Annotated in this window: 13 protein-coding genes; 9 read left to right on the forward strand and 4 right to left on the reverse strand. The window is 48.3% G+C overall.

The window, feature by feature from the left end; all coding sequences use genetic code 11:
• Nucleotides 1-176 precede the first annotated feature (176 nt).
• The 4 genes from H6995_15700 (at nucleotide 177) to H6995_15715 (ending at nucleotide 5,777) form a co-directional block, all read left to right on the forward strand.
• A complete protein-coding gene (locus tag H6995_15700) occupies nucleotides 177-3,140 on the forward strand; it encodes an AAA family ATPase (protein MCP5216447.1) in 2,964 nt (987 codons plus the stop codon).
• Nucleotides 3,141-3,152: 12 nt separating this feature from the next.
• On the forward strand, nucleotides 3,153-3,674 hold the full coding sequence (locus tag H6995_15705; GenBank protein MCP5216448.1) for a DUF4242 domain-containing protein: 522 nt from the start codon (nucleotides 3,153-3,155) through the stop codon (nucleotides 3,672-3,674).
• Between the two features lie 253 nt (nucleotides 3,675-3,927).
• Nucleotides 3,928-4,491, forward strand: a complete 564-nt coding sequence (locus tag H6995_15710) for an OsmC family protein (protein ID MCP5216449.1) — start codon at nucleotides 3,928-3,930, stop codon at nucleotides 4,489-4,491.
• On the forward strand, nucleotides 4,488-5,777 hold the full coding sequence (locus H6995_15715; protein ID MCP5216450.1) for an NAD(P)-binding domain-containing protein: 1,290 nt from the start codon (nucleotides 4,488-4,490) through the stop codon (nucleotides 5,775-5,777). The genes H6995_15710 and H6995_15715 overlap by 4 nt, the downstream gene beginning before the upstream one ends.
• Before the next feature lie 132 nt (nucleotides 5,778-5,909).
• Here the strand turns inward: H6995_15715 and H6995_15720 are convergent, their stop codons facing one another.
• Complete coding sequence (locus H6995_15720; GenBank protein MCP5216451.1) at nucleotides 5,910-7,244, reverse strand: HAMP domain-containing histidine kinase; 1,335 nt, start codon at nucleotides 7,242-7,244, stop codon at nucleotides 5,910-5,912.
• Complete coding sequence (locus H6995_15725) at nucleotides 7,241-7,900, reverse strand: response regulator (GenBank protein MCP5216452.1); 660 nt, start codon at nucleotides 7,898-7,900, stop codon at nucleotides 7,241-7,243. Before H6995_15725 ends, H6995_15720 begins: the two co-directional genes overlap by 4 nt.
• 312 nt (nucleotides 7,901-8,212) lie before the next feature.
• Between H6995_15725 and H6995_15730 the strand changes: the two genes are divergently transcribed.
• The 5 genes from H6995_15730 (at nucleotide 8,213) to H6995_15750 (ending at nucleotide 13,440) form a co-directional block, all read left to right on the forward strand.
• Entirely contained in the window at nucleotides 8,213-9,469 is a 1,257-nt protein-coding gene (locus H6995_15730) for a ferric reductase-like transmembrane domain-containing protein (protein MCP5216453.1), read from the forward strand.
• Nucleotides 9,470-9,547: 78 nt separating this feature from the next.
• Nucleotides 9,548-9,934 carry a PepSY domain-containing protein gene (locus tag H6995_15735; protein ID MCP5216454.1) on the forward strand — a complete coding sequence of 129 codons (387 nt, stop codon included), beginning with the start codon at nucleotides 9,548-9,550 and terminating at the stop codon, nucleotides 9,932-9,934.
• Nucleotides 9,935-9,953: 19 nt separating this feature from the next.
• On the forward strand, nucleotides 9,954-10,424 hold the full coding sequence (locus H6995_15740; GenBank protein MCP5216455.1) for a DUF2271 domain-containing protein: 471 nt from the start codon (nucleotides 9,954-9,956) through the stop codon (nucleotides 10,422-10,424).
• Between the two features lie 23 nt (nucleotides 10,425-10,447).
• Nucleotides 10,448-12,676, forward strand: coding sequence for a PepSY domain-containing protein (locus tag H6995_15745; protein MCP5216456.1), 2,229 nt, complete (start codon nucleotides 10,448-10,450; stop codon nucleotides 12,674-12,676).
• A gap of 83 nt (nucleotides 12,677-12,759) precedes the next feature.
• On the forward strand, nucleotides 12,760-13,440 hold the full coding sequence (locus tag H6995_15750) for a tellurite resistance TerB family protein (GenBank protein MCP5216457.1): 681 nt from the start codon (nucleotides 12,760-12,762) through the stop codon (nucleotides 13,438-13,440).
• A 103-nt stretch (nucleotides 13,441-13,543) separates the two neighbouring features.
• On the opposite strand, the gene yghU is transcribed toward H6995_15750, so the two are convergent.
• Together yghU and H6995_15760 are read right to left on the reverse strand one after the other, a co-directional pair.
• Nucleotides 13,544-14,386, reverse strand: a complete 843-nt coding sequence (gene yghU / locus H6995_15755) for a glutathione-dependent disulfide-bond oxidoreductase (protein MCP5216458.1) — start codon at nucleotides 14,384-14,386, stop codon at nucleotides 13,544-13,546.
• 602 nt (nucleotides 14,387-14,988) lie between these two features.
• Entirely contained in the window at nucleotides 14,989-15,450 is a 462-nt protein-coding gene (locus H6995_15760) for an Lrp/AsnC family transcriptional regulator (protein MCP5216459.1), read from the reverse strand.
• Between the last annotated feature and the right edge of the window lie 108 nt (nucleotides 15,451-15,558).

Here is a 15,558-nt window from a genome sequence, read left to right on the forward strand (position 1 = left end):
CCGATGAATCATTATTCGGCGAACCCTTACTTTAGGGGATATGGGGTTAATCCTGCGTTACTTTCGAGGAAGTGAGCGTTGTACTGAGCGTGGTTTTTTTCTTTGGGCAACTGTTTTAACATATACTGCTCACGGCAGTAGTTGACTCTTTAGAGTGCCGGCCAGGCAGTCCTAACATGATGGCAAATAATAGACTCAAACTACATTTTCTTGGTGACCTTGAAGTCATTCGGGGACAAGATGTGCAAGTCTTACCGCCGTCAAAAAAAACCAGAGGGTTACTTGCCTACCTGGTGCTTCATAACAAACCCTTTCGGCGTGAACACCTCTGCGATTTGCTCTGGGAGATCCCTGATGACCCTCGCGGTTCGCTGCGTTGGAGCCTATCCAAACTAAGGCGCTTGGTGGATGATGCGGAGCATACCCGCATTATCGCCGACCGCGCCAGCGTATCCTTTGATGCCAGCGATGTTGAGATCGATATCACTACCTTGCACAGTCTGGTTAGCAACGATCTGGAAAGAAAAGACACACAAATTTTAGAGGATTGTGCGAATCGATACCGTGGGGAGTTTTTGGAAGGGCTTGAACTGCCAAACTTCTCTGATTTTTACACTTGGTGTATTGCTGAGCGAGAGAGGGCTGCCCGTTCCCAGACCATCTTATTGCAGGAGCTGATCAGCCGATTGAAAAGCCAGCCTGAAAGAGCTCTGGACTATCATCGACAATTGGTGGGGTTGCTGCCCTATGATGAAGCTGCCCGTGCGGCATTCATTCGAACGCTGATCTCGCTCGATCGTAAGCAGGAAGCTGAACAACAATATCAGGTCGGTATTCGCCTGCTCAAGGAAATCTCGGTAACAGGCTCTGGGCTGCTGTATAAAGCTTGGCGGGAACCCGCTAAACCCCGTACTTTCATTAAAAGAGAACCTTCCAAAATTGTTGACTCGGGGGGAGTCCAGAATGAATCTCTGGTTGGCCGTGACCCTGAAATCAGCAAATTGCAGACCCTATTGGAGACGGCAATCGGGGGCCAGGCTCTTTTTGTACTCTTGTGTGGTGAACCAGGTATCGGTAAAAGCCGAATCCTCGAATTCATGGCAGAATTAGCGCAGGAGGCAGGAGCCTGTTTGCTGCGTGCCAGCGCCTTTGAGTCTAAAATTATTGGGCCTTTTGCCCTATGGAGTGATGCATTTCGCCGTTCCCAGTTAGCGAGCGCAGCTGAACTACTCAGTGGTGATAAGCGTATCTCACGCGATCAGCTCTTTCGTGATATGAGTCAACTGGTTGCCAGGGAAACACGCCTACACCCGATGGTTGTGCTGTTTGACGATATCCATTGGTGTGATGAATCCAGTGCCGCTGCTATTCACTATGTCATGCGAACCAACCGTGAGCAAGCCTTAATGGTTGTCGCTACTGCGCGCGACGGGGAATTGCGTAAGAATGAAGCTGTTCAGCAGGCTATCCGGGGAATGCGACATGATCAACTATTGCAGGAGTTAAAACTCGGACCGCTTTCCCAGGAGGCTTTATGCAAACTGATCACCACGCGAGCACCACAGGCAGACAGTCAACGATTAAGTCAGGAGTGTGTTGGTAATCCGCTGTTGGCAATAGAGTTGGCTCGCGCTGAAGTTGAAGGTGATCAAGGTAGCTCACTTGATGAGCTGATAGAGGAACGAATTTCTCGTCTTGATGAAGAGGTTAAAGACGTCTTATTGTGGCTGGCCGTATTGTCACCGAATGTTGATTTAAAACTGCTGGAAAGAGCCACGGGCTTAAATGGCAGTCAGCTCAACCGGGCTCTGGATCTTGCGGAAAAGCACCATATTTTGCAGCTGACACAACAGCAATTTGGATTTTTCCATGACCTTATAGCAAAAAGTGTTTATCAGACAATCTCGCCGACTCGACGCCAAATTATGCACCGCCGTGTTGCTGAGCTTTTAGAGATGGAGATGGCCCTGAACCTTAAGTTGGCAGCCGACCTAGCTTACCATGCGGAAAAAAGTGGTGACCCTGCGCTTGCCGCCCGAGCGATGGTGTCGGCGGGGCGGCTTTGCCTGCGTTTTTATGCTAATGAAGATGCGCTGAACCTTGCCCATAAGGGGTTCCAGTTGACGACGCAACTGGGCGATGCTGAACGGGTCTGTCTAACACTGGAATTGTGCGAAATAGAACTAACAGCTGCACCTTTGAATGATTGGAAAATGGCCGCAGAGAAGTATATTTCACTGGCAGAGCAAGCCCTGGATCATGGGGCCTTGCCTTATGCAAGGCTGGGATATCAAATGGCCAGCTATGTTCGCTGGATTCATGGCAACTGGTCCGGCGCACAACGTGCCTCTCTGCAGGCAGAAAGAGTGACACGTGGTGGTAGCGATGAAGAGCATATCGTGGGTATGGCCGAGACCGCCTTGTGTCTGACTTTGTTGGAAAAGGATTTATCGCAGGCGGAGGCTATGTTAATGGAAGCCCGATCATTAGCGTCTCGCAAACAAATCAGCACCTCTGCAATATCCGCCGCACAAGGAATTCTTCGTTATTTTGATAACAACCTCGATGAAGCGGAAGAATTACTAGAGGAAGCCCGTGTTCGTTGCAAGTCCGCAGGCGATAGACTCAATGAGTATCTGGCCAATGAATACCTCATCATGATAGATATCGAACGTGGAAATTTTAATATTGCGATTGACCGTTGCCAGCAATTGACCGCCATTGGTGAAAAACTGCGTGAAGGGAGCGAAGCACCTTTTGCGAGGTGTCTTACTGCACTGTGTCACTATGCCCTTAATGGTGAGAGCGAAACACTTGACAGTAGCATTGAGGAATTACGCTATGCTGATGCCAAACAGCGATTAACCTACATTCTGAACCGGGCCGCGTTATTGGACATCCAGTTTGACGATGCCGATTCTGCAATCGCACATGCAAATGAAGCTCTGAGTTATGCGAAGCAGCTTACCCGCAATTCTGACATTCTGTTATCTCATGTGGCGTTAGTCCAAGCTGGCAAATTACTTAACGATAGGGTTACCTGGCAACAGCACTTGACAGCGATAAGAGCGATGGATATGACACCGGTAGCAACCTGGGCCCGTTCACGTGCTAACCAACTATTGGCAGAATTAAATTAAGGTATTGCCGTCATGGCCGAAATATTTTTGCTGAGAGAATTTAGTCCACCGATCGGGTTGGGCGATGTCCAAAAAATGGCAGACGAAACTTTCGAATGTATGCCCCTGTACGATATGTCCTGGCATGAGAGCTTTCTAAGTAATGACGGGCGAAAAATGCTTTGTCATTTTAAGGCACCTGATGCGGAGGCGGTCAGGAGAGTACTGCATCTTAATAGTGCTAGCGGTGAAATAATATGGACTGGCTCCATTCACGATGCCGGGGTTCAAGGTACCATTAATACTGTTGTGGAAAGAAATTTCAGCGAGTCGGCGAGTATTGAGGAATTGCAAGGACTTGAGAACAAAGGTGCCTGGTGTCTCGAAATGCACCAGGTTACTTTTATTCGCACCTTCTTTTCCATGGATAAAAAACATATGTTTTGTCTTTATCAGGCACCCGATGCCGAATCCGTACGGATTGCTCAAAGAAAAGCAACTATGCCATTTGACGCGATTTGGTCATGCCAACATCTGAAGCCGGAAACGCAATAACACAGAACCGGGAGTTTTTTGCTAGCGCCCACCATCGTTAATCGGTTGCTAATCTGCGCGCCGCCAAAACGACCTTTCAAGCGAATAGAACTCAAGAAAACAAAAACCACGATAGTTTCCACGCTGTATCAAACGTAACCAGCGCATTCTCTCTTTGCCTGCCAGCATAATTGACAGGCCCAACGATATATTCCGAACTGCTATCGTCGCGGGACGGATAACCATAAAACCATTGGATAGAAGAGGAATTAATATGAACATGTACACAAAAATCGTCAATAACGGTGTAAACGTAGGTGCTTTGATGGAGGCTCGTGAAGCGCTTTCAGCAACCCCTGAAGCGGCTCAATTCACTTGGCGAGCAACCTGCCATTGGGTCAAGGGGACACACAGTTATTCCGAGATCGAGGGGTATTATGGCCTGGGTGAAGAACAGAGACACAAAAAGCGCTTTACCTTTGATGCGGATCACCCGGAAACCTTTGCAGCCGACGATCAAGGCGCTACCCCTGTTGAATATGTTTTGGTTGGGTTAGCCAGCTGTTTGACAACCGGAGTGGCTTCTGTTGCTCAGCACCGCAACATTCAGTTGCATAGTGTTAAGGCAATGATCGAAGGTGATATGGATGTACAGGGTGTGTTGGGAATGGACAAAGGTGTGCGTAACGGCTTTGAATCCATCAACGTCATATTTGAAATTAAGGCGGATGCCTCCCATGAAGAGATCGAAGCCTTGGTCGCTCAATCGCAAAAACGCTCTGCGGTTTACGATATCCTCAGTAACCCTACTAATATTATGGTTGAAACAATGTCATGAACCATACTCCTTGTTTTCGACGAGCCCGTCATGTCTCCACCATTATTATTGGTGGCGGCCAGGCGGGCCTGGCAATTAGTTATTACCTGTCGCAACGTGCAATTGATCATCTGATTCTTGAGCGTGGTGAAGTGGCGAATTCCTGGCGCCATGAGCGCTGGGATTCGTTGCGTCTGTTAACACCTAATTGGCAAACCCGCCTTCCAGGCCACTGCTATCAGGGTCTAAAGCCCGATGACTATATGACTATGCCTGAGATTATCGACTTTATTGGCCAGTTTGCGCAGCAGATATCCGCTCCGATACAGTGTGGAACTACGGTTACTGCGGTGCACCGGGTTGATCAAAGCTATCATGTCAGGACAACACAGGGTGACTGGGTATGTAGTACTTTGGTTATTGCCAGTGGTGCCTTTAATATTCCGGTGGTCCCTGAATTCGGTCGCCAGCTAGCGGGAACGATAACGACAATCACACCTCATCAATACAGGAACCCGGCGCAATTGGCCGATGGCGGCGTGCTAGTGGTTGGAGCTTCAGCAACAGGCTTACAGCTCGCTGATGAAATACAACAGTCTGGCCGTCAGGTTATTCTCGCAGTCGGTGAGCACGTACGTATGCCTCGCTATTATCGCGGGCGAGATATTTTGTGGTGGATGGAAACGACGGGGCTGTCTGATCAGCGTTATGATGAAGTGGACGATATTACTCGCGCCAGACAGGTACCCTCACCTCAGTTAGCCGGCTCATCTGAACACCGTGCGCTGGACTTAAACCGCTTGACCAGCCAGGGCGTACAGATAGTCGGTCGTTTGTCCGGTATTCGGGATCACACCGCACAATTTGCGGGTTCGCTGCCTAATGTCTGTAAATTAGCTGACCTCAAACTTGGGCGTTTGTTAAGCATAATTGATCAATGGATAGAGGCGCATGGCCTAGGGGCAAAATTTGGTGAACCTGATCGTCTGGAGCCGACAGATGTCGGTGGTTCGCCAAGACTTGACCTGAATCTAGCCAGCGGAGAAATTAAAACCATTATTTGGGCAACTGGATTTCGACCGGATTATTCCTGGCTCAAGTTGCCCGTGTTGGATCGTAAAGGAATGCTGATACATGACGGAGGCATAGTTAACGCACCCGGGATGTATATCCTGGGGTTACCCTTTATGCGTCGACGTAAATCCAGTTTTATTCATGGCGTGACTGATGATGCCTATGATATTAGCCAGCATTTGGCGAATTACCTCAGTAGTGTACATAAACGGAAACTTGTTTCCGTTGCTTAGTGATTATCGGTGTAGATTGGCAGTTGGTGGCGCCAAAAAGACGCTGGCATTATAAGCGATTGATAACTAGTGACTTTAGCGGGTCATATGTAGGCGCCAATCCACCCGTAGCCGGTCGAGCGATCTTTAAATTCAATCTTTAATCACCGGAAAAACTACCCTGACTTCAAACCCATCGGTACGGCCGGTCGCAGGGGAATTAAATGTCATAGTCGCACCTAGGCCTGTGACTATAGCGTCAGCAATTGCCAGCCCAAGCCCCGAACCTGGAGCCGTCGTATTTGACCTGACAAAAGGTCGTCGCAGTTGCGCGAGTGTCTCTGCTGGAACAACGCTTCCGGCATTAACAATTTGTAATATACCCGTAGCAGAAAAGTTTATTTCCACCGGTTGATTCTGAGTCCCGTGATTGATGGCATTATCCAATAAATTGCGAATTAGAATTGCAAAAGCATCCGGGTCGATGACGGACATAAATTTTCCGTTTTCCGGTAGGGTTAGGTTCATCTTTGCGGCAGAGGGTGACCGCCGTAGGTCGTCAACGATCAGCTGTAACAGACTAATAAGATCGTGTTGTTCTGTGGATAAAAGCCCGCCCCCTTCCGCCTTGGCCAGCTGCATTAATTTTTCTGATAAACCGGATAATCCTCGTAATGATGTTTCAATTTTGGTTATTCTCTCCTGGATGGGTCCTGCCGAAACTTCTTGTTGTAACCTCTGAATTTGTGCCAAAGCGGTGGCAATTGGTGTGCGTAATTCATGGGCGCTGTTAGCCGTAAATGATCGTTCTGCCTCCAGCGCTCGGCGTAAGCGATCCAGTAAATTATTGACAGACTCAGCGATAGGGAGGATTTCAGTTGGCAAGCCTTGCATTCTGGGCGGTGAAAGATCGCTGCTGCCGCGGGATTCAATTTCATTACGGTAGGCAAGGACATGGCGCAAACTGTAGCGGACAAATAGCCAGGTTCCTATAAAGCAAAGAGGGATAAGTAATACTAACGGCCATAATAAAGTGATGGCCATTTTGATGATGGCTTCTCGTCTTTGAATTAGCGGTTCGGCAACCTCGATATGCAGGGTATCTTGTACCGCTGTCGCGCCATAAAACCGGTGCGTCGCCGATGAGCTAAACCCTTTAAGTAGTTTTTGATTAAAAACCGTCGGGTCAGCGTTATGAGACTGTAGTAGAATTGTACCGAATTCGTCACGAATCAGGTAAACAAGCTGCTCATCATGGGCGTCGAAAGGCATTATATTTTGCAGTTGTCTGGGGTCTTCAGTATTGATTATTTCAACCACGGCAAGCGGCATTAAACGTTGAGCCGTTTCTGCCAGTGCGCTATCAAACAATGCATTAAGTTTGCTTTGTGCAACGAAGATGGCACTTAAAAGAGCAACCATCCACAGTAAAGTCATACCAACGGTTAAGCCAACTCCCAGGGTTTTCTGAAGACTTTTTGTTTTCATGGGCGCCTCAGACGGTATCCTAAGCCCCGCACCGTTTCTAACTGATCCTTCCCCAGTTTCTTCCGAAGACGACTGATATATACTTCAATGGTATTGCTTTCGATTTCTGCTCCAAACGCATAAAGACGGTCTTCTAATTGTGCTTTCGAAAGTAGAGTGCCTGGCCTTTGGATCAAGGCTTCAAACAAAGCCCATTCCCTTGCGGTTAAATTGATCGCAACGCCAGCGCGGGAAACTAGGTGCTTGGTCAGGTCGACTTCCAATGCTCCAATCTGAAGCAGGGGGTTTGGATTGCCAGCGTAGCGTCTAGCAACTGCCGCTATGCGAGCGGAGAGTTCTGACAAATCAAACGGTTTTAACAGGTAATCATCTGCACCGGCATTTAACCCTTTGATACGGTCAGAAATTTGATCCCTGGCGGTTAAAATAATCACGGGGGTTGTCGCCCCGGATTGACGTATTTGTTTTAACAAGTCGATGCCACTGCCATCCGGTAGCATCAGATCCAGAAGAATTAAATCATAGTGGGTGGTATGGATGCTGGTTTCGGCATGGGAAATAGTTTGCACCCAGTCAATGGCATGACCTTCAGCCGTCATTTGCTCCTGTATCACTTCGCCTAAACCTTCGGCATCCTCTACCAATAATATACGCATCTCTTTCCCCTAGATCTTCTCAGCGAAGCTGATCATAACCCGAGTTGCTGACAATAAACTGAAAGAATAAGAATTAAACCGAGCCTCCTTAAATAATATCAACACACTGGATGTTTTACATTCTCATCCCCGTTCATTCATTGCCTTTGTGGATTAAGCCTTATTTTGTATTTTCAGGTTGCTGTCAGGAATGCACGATACAGTGAGCACTCAATGCATCAATGGATGGCTAAGATGAGACATCAAAAACTAAGTATCACGCTCGTGCTAATAACCGTCACAATTTTCATCGTCTGGGGCTGGAGCTACCAAATGAACGCCACAGCAACTGCCTCGCTGCCATGGGAAATTTATGATAATAGCCTCTATCTTAGCGGGTTGCTGTCCATCGGTTTAATGTCAGTGACCATGATGCTGGCTATCCGTCCAGCCTGGTTAGAGGCGCCATTCAATGGTCTTGATCAAATTTATCGCCTGCACAAGTGGACGGGTATTTTGGCGGTCGTTTTTGCAGTGCTTCACTGGTTGATCGAAATGGGTGATGACCTGATTAAGTCAATGTTTGGACGAGCTGGACGTTTACCCGAGCAGGATTTTTCAGGTTTTGTCGACATGATGAGAGATGGAGCTGAAGCGATTGGCGAATGGGCGGTCTATCTGGTTGTTGCCATGCTCGTGCTTACCCTGTGGAAACGGTTTCCCTACAAACTCTGGCGCTATTTACATCGTGCCATGCCTGTACTTTATCTATTACTGGTATTTCACGCTGTTTGGTTAGCACCCCTCGTTTGGTGGCAACAACCGGTAGGCTTGCTGATGGCACTGTTGCTGACAGGAGGAAGCTTCGTCAGCATCCTGTCCCTCCGAGGAAAGGTGGGACAGTCTCGGCAGGTTCAGGGCACTATCAAGTCAATCTCAACCTCGGCAACGGGCATCATCGAAGTTGAGTGTCAGCTTGAGAAAAAATGGCAAGGGCATCGTGCAGGACAGTTTGCTTTCGTTACCTTTGATTGTAGCGAAGGGGCTCACCCTTTTACCATTGCCAGCTCAGATCAGGGTAACGGCCAAGTCAGTTTTCAGATTAAGGCGCTGGGCGACTATACCAAGCGCCTGGACCGCCAACTAAAAATTGGTCAATCGATCACTGTTGAAGGCCCTTATGGAAAGTTTAACTTAAAACAATGCAAGCCTAATGCCACGCAAATCTGGGTCGCTGGAGGCATTGGTGTAACGCCTTTTTTAGCCTGGCTTGAAGAACTAAAAAATCAGCCGGAATATTCACCCGTAGCTCAAATGCATTACAGCACGAGTAATAGCGCAACTGACCCCTTTGTTACGCGTTTAGAAAAGGCTTGTAGCGGTTTACCCGGTATTCAACTGCATATACATGACAGCCATCAAGGCAACAAACTCACGGCAGATCAGCTCCTGACCCAGCATTCAAAGAAAGACGCTATGGAAGTCTGGTTTTGTGGGCCCACAGGCTGGGCCAAAATATTAGAAAAGGAATTACAGGAAAGGTTACCAGGGGCATTACTTTTTCGTCAGGAAGCTTTTGAGTTGCGATAAAACTAAAACTGCATTGCTTTCAGCTTAATGTTAGGAAAGTGGTTTAGCATAAATAATGAAATCAATAGGAGAGACACCATGAAAAACAAACTGATTACTGCCTTTATCACCTCATGTTTAATTAGCGGCGCCGCCCTGGCAGACGATGACTGCACAGACCCTGTCGCAGACTGGCAACCCAAGGAACAGCTCCGTCAGATGATGATAGACAATGGCTGGGAAGTTAAACGTATTAAAGTGGACGATGGCTGTTATGAGGTCAAAGGGTTTGATCGAAATGGTCATCAGGTAGAGGCGAAATTTTCGCCGGCCTCGTTAAAAATAGTAGAACTTGAAATTAAGTTTGAAGGATCGGGAGATGCCTCCGACTACTTGGAAAACCTTAGTGTCAGACAAAAATCGGAAAATGGCATAGGCTTTGAAGATAATAGGGCACCCAATAAACCTAAGGTCACTATCGAGTGAAAACCAGGGAGATAAGGCGATGAAAGTCTGGATTATTGTACTGAGCTTTGTCACTGCATATTTTGTATCTATGCAGACTTATGCGCGTGAAATAACCTTGGTCACTGAAATGAAAAACTATGGTGGTAATGGCGCTTATCTGGCGCTCTATCTCACCAATTCAGCAGGTGAGTACCAGGATACTTTATGGGTCGCCGGACAGAAATCCAAATATTACAAACATCTAAGCGGCTGGGCTCAAGGCAGTCGTCTTAGTGCCAGTGAATATGACGGACTGACCGGAGCCAGCGTTACCAGTGGCAGGACATTAAAGATTAGCTTTGATCTGGCTGACTCTTATATTGATTCAGGCTTTCAGATCAGAGTGGATTCAGCGGTCGAAGATATGCGCGACAGTCGTAATGATGTTGTTGTGGCTTTAACCACCGAAGGGGTAGGTAAACCTACCTCTGGTCGCGGGTACATCAAAGCCTTCACTTATTCATTTTAAGCTTGCTGATTGGGAGCTTTGCAATGTTTCGTAAATTTCACTCATGGTCTGGTTTGCTGGCAGCATTGCTGGTCGTTGTTCTCGCCATCACAGGTGCGGTTCTATCTGTTAACCCGTTTTTGGAACGCACCCAGGCCAAAGTATGGGGTTCATCCTCGATTAATGTTGCCGAGTTAACCGGAATGATAGCGAATCGTTATCCGGGAGCGGAACAGATACGGCGAAGCCCCTCGGGAAGTATTATCGTCTATTTTACCGACGGTGATCAGGCCGGGGCTGATCTGATCGACCCGATGACAGGAACCACAATCGGCGCTTATTCAACGTCAGCCATGATGGTCTGGGTAAAAAATTTGCACCGATCATACCTGCTTGATACGCCCGGGCGGGTTGGTGCAGGCATCGGTGCTTTTCTTATGCTGCTGTTAACGATTTCAGGTGCCTTCATGCTGGCCAACCGGTTTGGCGGCTGGCGTCATATTTTTCGACCGACTCAAGGCTCTTTGAGGCAGCGCTTGCACTGCCAGGTGGGCCGGATGGCTGTTCTTGCCCTGGTGCTATCGGCCGCCACTGGTCTGTATATGTCAGCTGTGACCTTTGAGTTGATACCTGAGCATCAATCCGTTGAGCCTGCTTTTCCGGAAAATGTAAATGGTGGTATGCCGGCACCAATTGATACACTCTCGGCATTAAAAGCCATTCCTGTGACCGAACTAAGAGAGCTGGTTTATCCGTACCCGAACGATCACAATGATGTTTACTCAATCACAACCCATCAGGGTAGCGGATTTGTTGATCAGTCAACAGGCCAATTACTGTCCTACCAACCGTACGGCAGCATGCAGAAACTCTATGAGTTTATTTACAGGCTGCACACCGGTGAAGGACTCTGGTGGCTCGGCTTAATACTAGGCCTGAGTGCACTCACTGTGCCGCTGATGGCATGGACCGGTATTCGGATTTGGTGGGAACGTAAACAGTCGGCCACATTTATTGACAATAATACAGAACCACAGAGCGCAGATACGGTGATATTGGTCGGTAGCGAAGGTAACAGCACCTGGGGCTTTGCCAAAACACTGCATGATGCATTAAGTCAGTCTGGACAGATTGTTCATACTGCCCCAATGAACAGCCTTGCGCCCAGCTATCCCCAGGCAGAGCGATTATTGATCCTGACCTCAACCTATGCTGATGGCGATGCCCCGGCATCGGCCAACCAATTTCTCAATCAGTTGGCGCAGATACCGGATTCCCCCGTTTTGCCCTATGCGGTGCTGGGCTTTGGGGATCGTCAGTTTCCACAGTTCTGCCGCTTTGCAAAAGAGGTCGCAGACGCACTACAGAATAAGGGGTGGCCAGCGCTGCAGTTGACCGAACTCATTGATCGTCAGTCGAGTCAGGCTTTTGCCCGCTGGGGTGAGGCAATCGGCGCTCGAATAGGAACTCCATTGATCTTGGATCATACGCCGCCCCGCCAACGCACTATGACACTAAAACTGGCGGAGCGGGTGGACTACGGTGCAGAAGTTCAGGCTCCGACTTCCGTGCTCCGTTTCAAGGCACCCGAAAACGCAGGTTTGGCAGGCCGCTTTCGTCGTCTATTGAGAAAATCAGCATTACCCTACTTCGAAGTTGGCGATTTGGTGGGCATTCTGCCGCCGGGCAGCCACGCACCACGCTTTTATTCCCTGGCGTCTGCCTCTCAGGATGGGGTGCTGGAGATTTGCGTTCGCCGGCATCAGGATGGACTTTGCTCAGGTTTCCTGCATAGCCTGGAGAAGGGTGGGACTATTGAAGCTTTCATCCAGCGAAATCCACGATTTCGCCCTGCTCCCGGCAACAATCCTGTCATCCTGGTCGGAGCGGGAACCGGTATTGGACCATTGGCCGGATTCATTCGACATAATCAGGCGCACCATCCAACTTATCTATACTGGGGTGGGCGTAACCCTCAGTCTGACTTTTTGTATGAACACGAACTAAGTACCTATCTAAAGGATCAGCGGCTCAGTGGACTCAATACCGCCTTTTCGCGGGTCTGTGAAGGTAGTGCCTACGTGCAAAATAAGATAGTCGCCGATGGCCCTAATATTCGTCGCTTGGTACAGATGGGCGCGCAGATTCTGGTCTGCGGTGGTCGCGACATGGCAGCCAGTGTGATGGCTGCGCTGGATGATATTCTCGCACCGATCCACCTTGATGTGGTCACTCTCAAGGCGGCAGGACGGTATCGTGAAGATGTTTATTAGCCTGTTAATTGGTTGGGATGACTTGATACTTCTTTAAAGTGAAAAAACATTCAATTCTTTAATATTTTAGTAAGGAATATTCTATGGACGCTCGTCAATTGATAGACAATCTCTTTAATTCCGGCAGTGAGTTTCTCGGTAATCAATCCGCAGCTAAGACTGCGGGTGGTCAAAACAACTCGATATCCGACTTTTTGTCAGGGAAAGGAGGCGCAGCGCTTGCCGGGGGTGCTTTAGGTCTTTTACTGGGTAATAAAAAGGCCCGCAAAGTAGGCGGAACAGTTGCTATGTATGGCGGGCTGGCCGCGTTGGGTGCAATCGCTTACAAGGCATATGGCAACTGGCAGCGGAATCAGACCGATATACCTGTCCATGAGCCCCAAACAATTGATCGACTCAGTGGACCGCAAGCGGATAAGCACAGTAAAGCAATACTCCGGGCACTGATCGGAGCGGCCAAGGCCGACGGTCATATTGATGATCGGGAACAGGAGATGATTGGAAAGGAAATTGCTAAGCTGAGTGATGACGTGCAACTACGGCAATGGTTTGATCAGGAGTTGAGAAAGCCGCTGGATCCTGCGGAGGTTGCGTCTTCTGCATTATCATCGGAGATGGCGGCCGAGATGTATCTCGCCAGTGTGGTAATTGTCGATAAAGAGAATTATATGGAACGAGCTTACCTACAGGAACTCGCCCGTCAGCTAGAGCTGGACACAGCACTTATCAATGAGCTTGAGCGGCAGGCTTCGCATGTGCTGTGAATTGGTATCCATACAGATTGAAAACTGATAAATCTGCTGCATGGGTTCCATGCTAGCTTAGGGAGCCTCATGCCTGCGGTCAAGCGTGTCGACAAAAATGCACTCAGTCCAAATCACTGGCGTCGTGGCGTTCGGGTAGCTGTAATTCTTCCTCGCCCCAGATTCGATTGACCCGTCGTCCCCGTTGTACCGCAGGGCGCTGGCTGATTTCCTGCGCCCATCGCACTACATTGGTATAGGACTCTACACCAAGGAACTCACCCGCTTCGTATAGTTTTCCATTTGCCAGGGCGCCGTACCAGGCGTAGTTGGCGATATCAGCGATGTTGTAGTCGTCGCCGCAGAGGTAGCGACGTGAGGCCAGGTTGCGATCCAGCACGTCCAGTTGCCGTTTTACTTCCATGGCATAGCGATTGATAGGGTACTCTAACTTCTCCGGCGCATAAGCGTAGAAGTGGCCGAATCCCCCTCCGAGAAAGGGTGCGCTACCAATTTGCCAAAACAACCATGATAAACATTCGGCTTTCGCGGAGGGTTCCGTTGGCAGCAGCGCATCAAATTTTTCGGCCAGATAGACCAGGATGGCACCCGATTCAAATACTCGGGTCGGCGGTGAAGTGCTTTGGTCAAGCAGTGCGGGGATCTTGGAGTTCGGATTTATTGCTGTAAATCCACTGCCAAACTGATCCCCTTTATTAATATCGATTAACCAAGCATCGTATTCTGCTCCAGTTTTACCCAGTGCCAGCAACTCCTCCAATAATACGGTGACTTTCACTCCGTTGGGTGTTGCGAGCGAGTACAATTGTAATGGGTGCTTTCCAATAGGTAGCACTTTATCGTGTGTCGCCCCGGCTATAGGTCTGTTGATGCTGGCAAATTTCCCGCCGCTCGATTTATCCCAGGTCCATACACGGGGGGGAGTGTACTCGTCTATTTTACTCATGGATTTGTAGCCTCATTTGCGCTGAACTGTTGAGATGATGATAGCATTCAGCTATGCAGGCTGCTCTTCAGATAAGCTCAATCGTTATTCAGTAAAAGCTTTATTAACAGGCGGAATATAGGATAACAACCGGCCCCTGTTATTTTCGCCTAATGTCTTACAAAAGGGAGGATACCATATACGGAAAATTTATGAGTTTGTAGAGAAAAACGGCGAAAAGTCCGTAACAATGAGGTTCTGGAGAAAACCAAAATCCGATGTTTCGAGGAGAGGTATCTGTCGGCACGGCTGCAGTTTAAAGAGGCAGGAGGGCGGTAATCCGCATAGATTTGCAGTCACAGTCCTGGGGGTTAAGCCAGCCCTGATTGTGGTAGACATGAAGCGAATCTCTATGATCTTAATATCAAGTATGTTGATATGGTTTCTTTAGATGGTGCTATGGTTTTGTTAAAAGTCGCCAATTCCCCATCCTAAAGCCTTCCAATTTGAATGCAAAGCTGTAAGAAGGTAAATACTTAGCGATGTGGGTGGGGCGGTTTATTACATTAATGCCATATTCCAAAACTTTCTGTTTCAATCTTTTTAGAACGAATCTGGTCAGATTAATCGATTGGATATGCAGTACTAGTACATACGGTACGAATGCCAAAAGCGGTCTTGATTCTTGCCACACCGGGTAGGTTGGAAAGGTGATTTTTATGCAGTCGTTCATAATCACTGGTGCCGCCAGCCGCCACTCTTAACAGGTAATCAGCCTCTCCGGTCATTAAATAGCATTCCATAATCTCTGGGTTCTTGCGTACCGCTGCCTCGAAAGCTTCCTGGCACTGGACGCTCTGGCTATTCAGTGTGATTTCTACAAAGATGATTGTTGGTCTGCCGATGGCCGCTGGATTTACCAACATTACATAACCAGCAATAACTCCTTGCTCCTCCAGTTGTTTGACCCGCCGCAGACAGGCGGAAGGGGATAGGTTTATTCGCTCTGCTAACTCCGAATTACTTAGTCTGCCATCATTCTGGAGAGCCCGCAGTATCTTGCGATCAGTTGAGTCTAGTTTCATAAATAGAATTTTATGCGAATTAATTTAATATATTAGGTAATAAGTTGTTTTTTTATACATAAAATTAGTGGAATTTGCAATCACCTATAAATCAATTTCCAGTATGCT

The sequence above is a fragment of the Pseudomonadales bacterium genome (genome assembly GCA_024234615.1).
In the GTDB taxonomy this organism is placed as follows: Bacteria; Pseudomonadota; Gammaproteobacteria; order Pseudomonadales; family IMCC2047; genus JAJFKB01.

Bases quoted from the DNA above. Each gene is read 5' to 3' on its own strand.
- H6995_15725 (MCP5216452.1), bottom strand. From the start codon at position 7,900: ATGCGTATATTATTGGTAGAGGATGCCGAAGGTTTAGGCGAAGTGATA.
- H6995_15750 (MCP5216457.1), top strand. From the start codon at position 12,760: ATGGACGCTCGTCAATTGATAGACAATCTCTTTAATTCCGGCAGTGAG.
- H6995_15715 (MCP5216450.1), top strand. From the start codon at position 4,488: ATGAACCATACTCCTTGTTTTCGACGAGCCCGTCATGTCTCCACCATT.
- H6995_15730 (MCP5216453.1), top strand. From the start codon at position 8,213: ATGAACGCCACAGCAACTGCCTCGCTGCCATGGGAAATTTATGATAAT.
- H6995_15760 (MCP5216459.1), bottom strand. From the start codon at position 15,450: ATGAAACTAGACTCAACTGATCGCAAGATACTGCGGGCTCTCCAGAAT.
- H6995_15700 (MCP5216447.1), top strand. From the start codon at position 177: ATGATGGCAAATAATAGACTCAAACTACATTTTCTTGGTGACCTTGAA.
- H6995_15710 (MCP5216449.1), top strand. From the start codon at position 3,928: ATGAACATGTACACAAAAATCGTCAATAACGGTGTAAACGTAGGTGCT.
- H6995_15740 (MCP5216455.1), top strand. From the start codon at position 9,954: ATGAAAGTCTGGATTATTGTACTGAGCTTTGTCACTGCATATTTTGTA.
- H6995_15735 (MCP5216454.1), top strand. From the start codon at position 9,548: ATGAAAAACAAACTGATTACTGCCTTTATCACCTCATGTTTAATTAGC.
- yghU (MCP5216458.1), bottom strand. From the start codon at position 14,386: ATGAGTAAAATAGACGAGTACACTCCCCCCCGTGTATGGACCTGGGAT.
- H6995_15745 (MCP5216456.1), top strand. From the start codon at position 10,448: ATGTTTCGTAAATTTCACTCATGGTCTGGTTTGCTGGCAGCATTGCTG.
- H6995_15720 (MCP5216451.1), bottom strand. From the start codon at position 7,244: ATGAAAACAAAAAGTCTTCAGAAAACCCTGGGAGTTGGCTTAACCGTT.
- H6995_15705 (MCP5216448.1), top strand. From the start codon at position 3,153: ATGGCCGAAATATTTTTGCTGAGAGAATTTAGTCCACCGATCGGGTTG.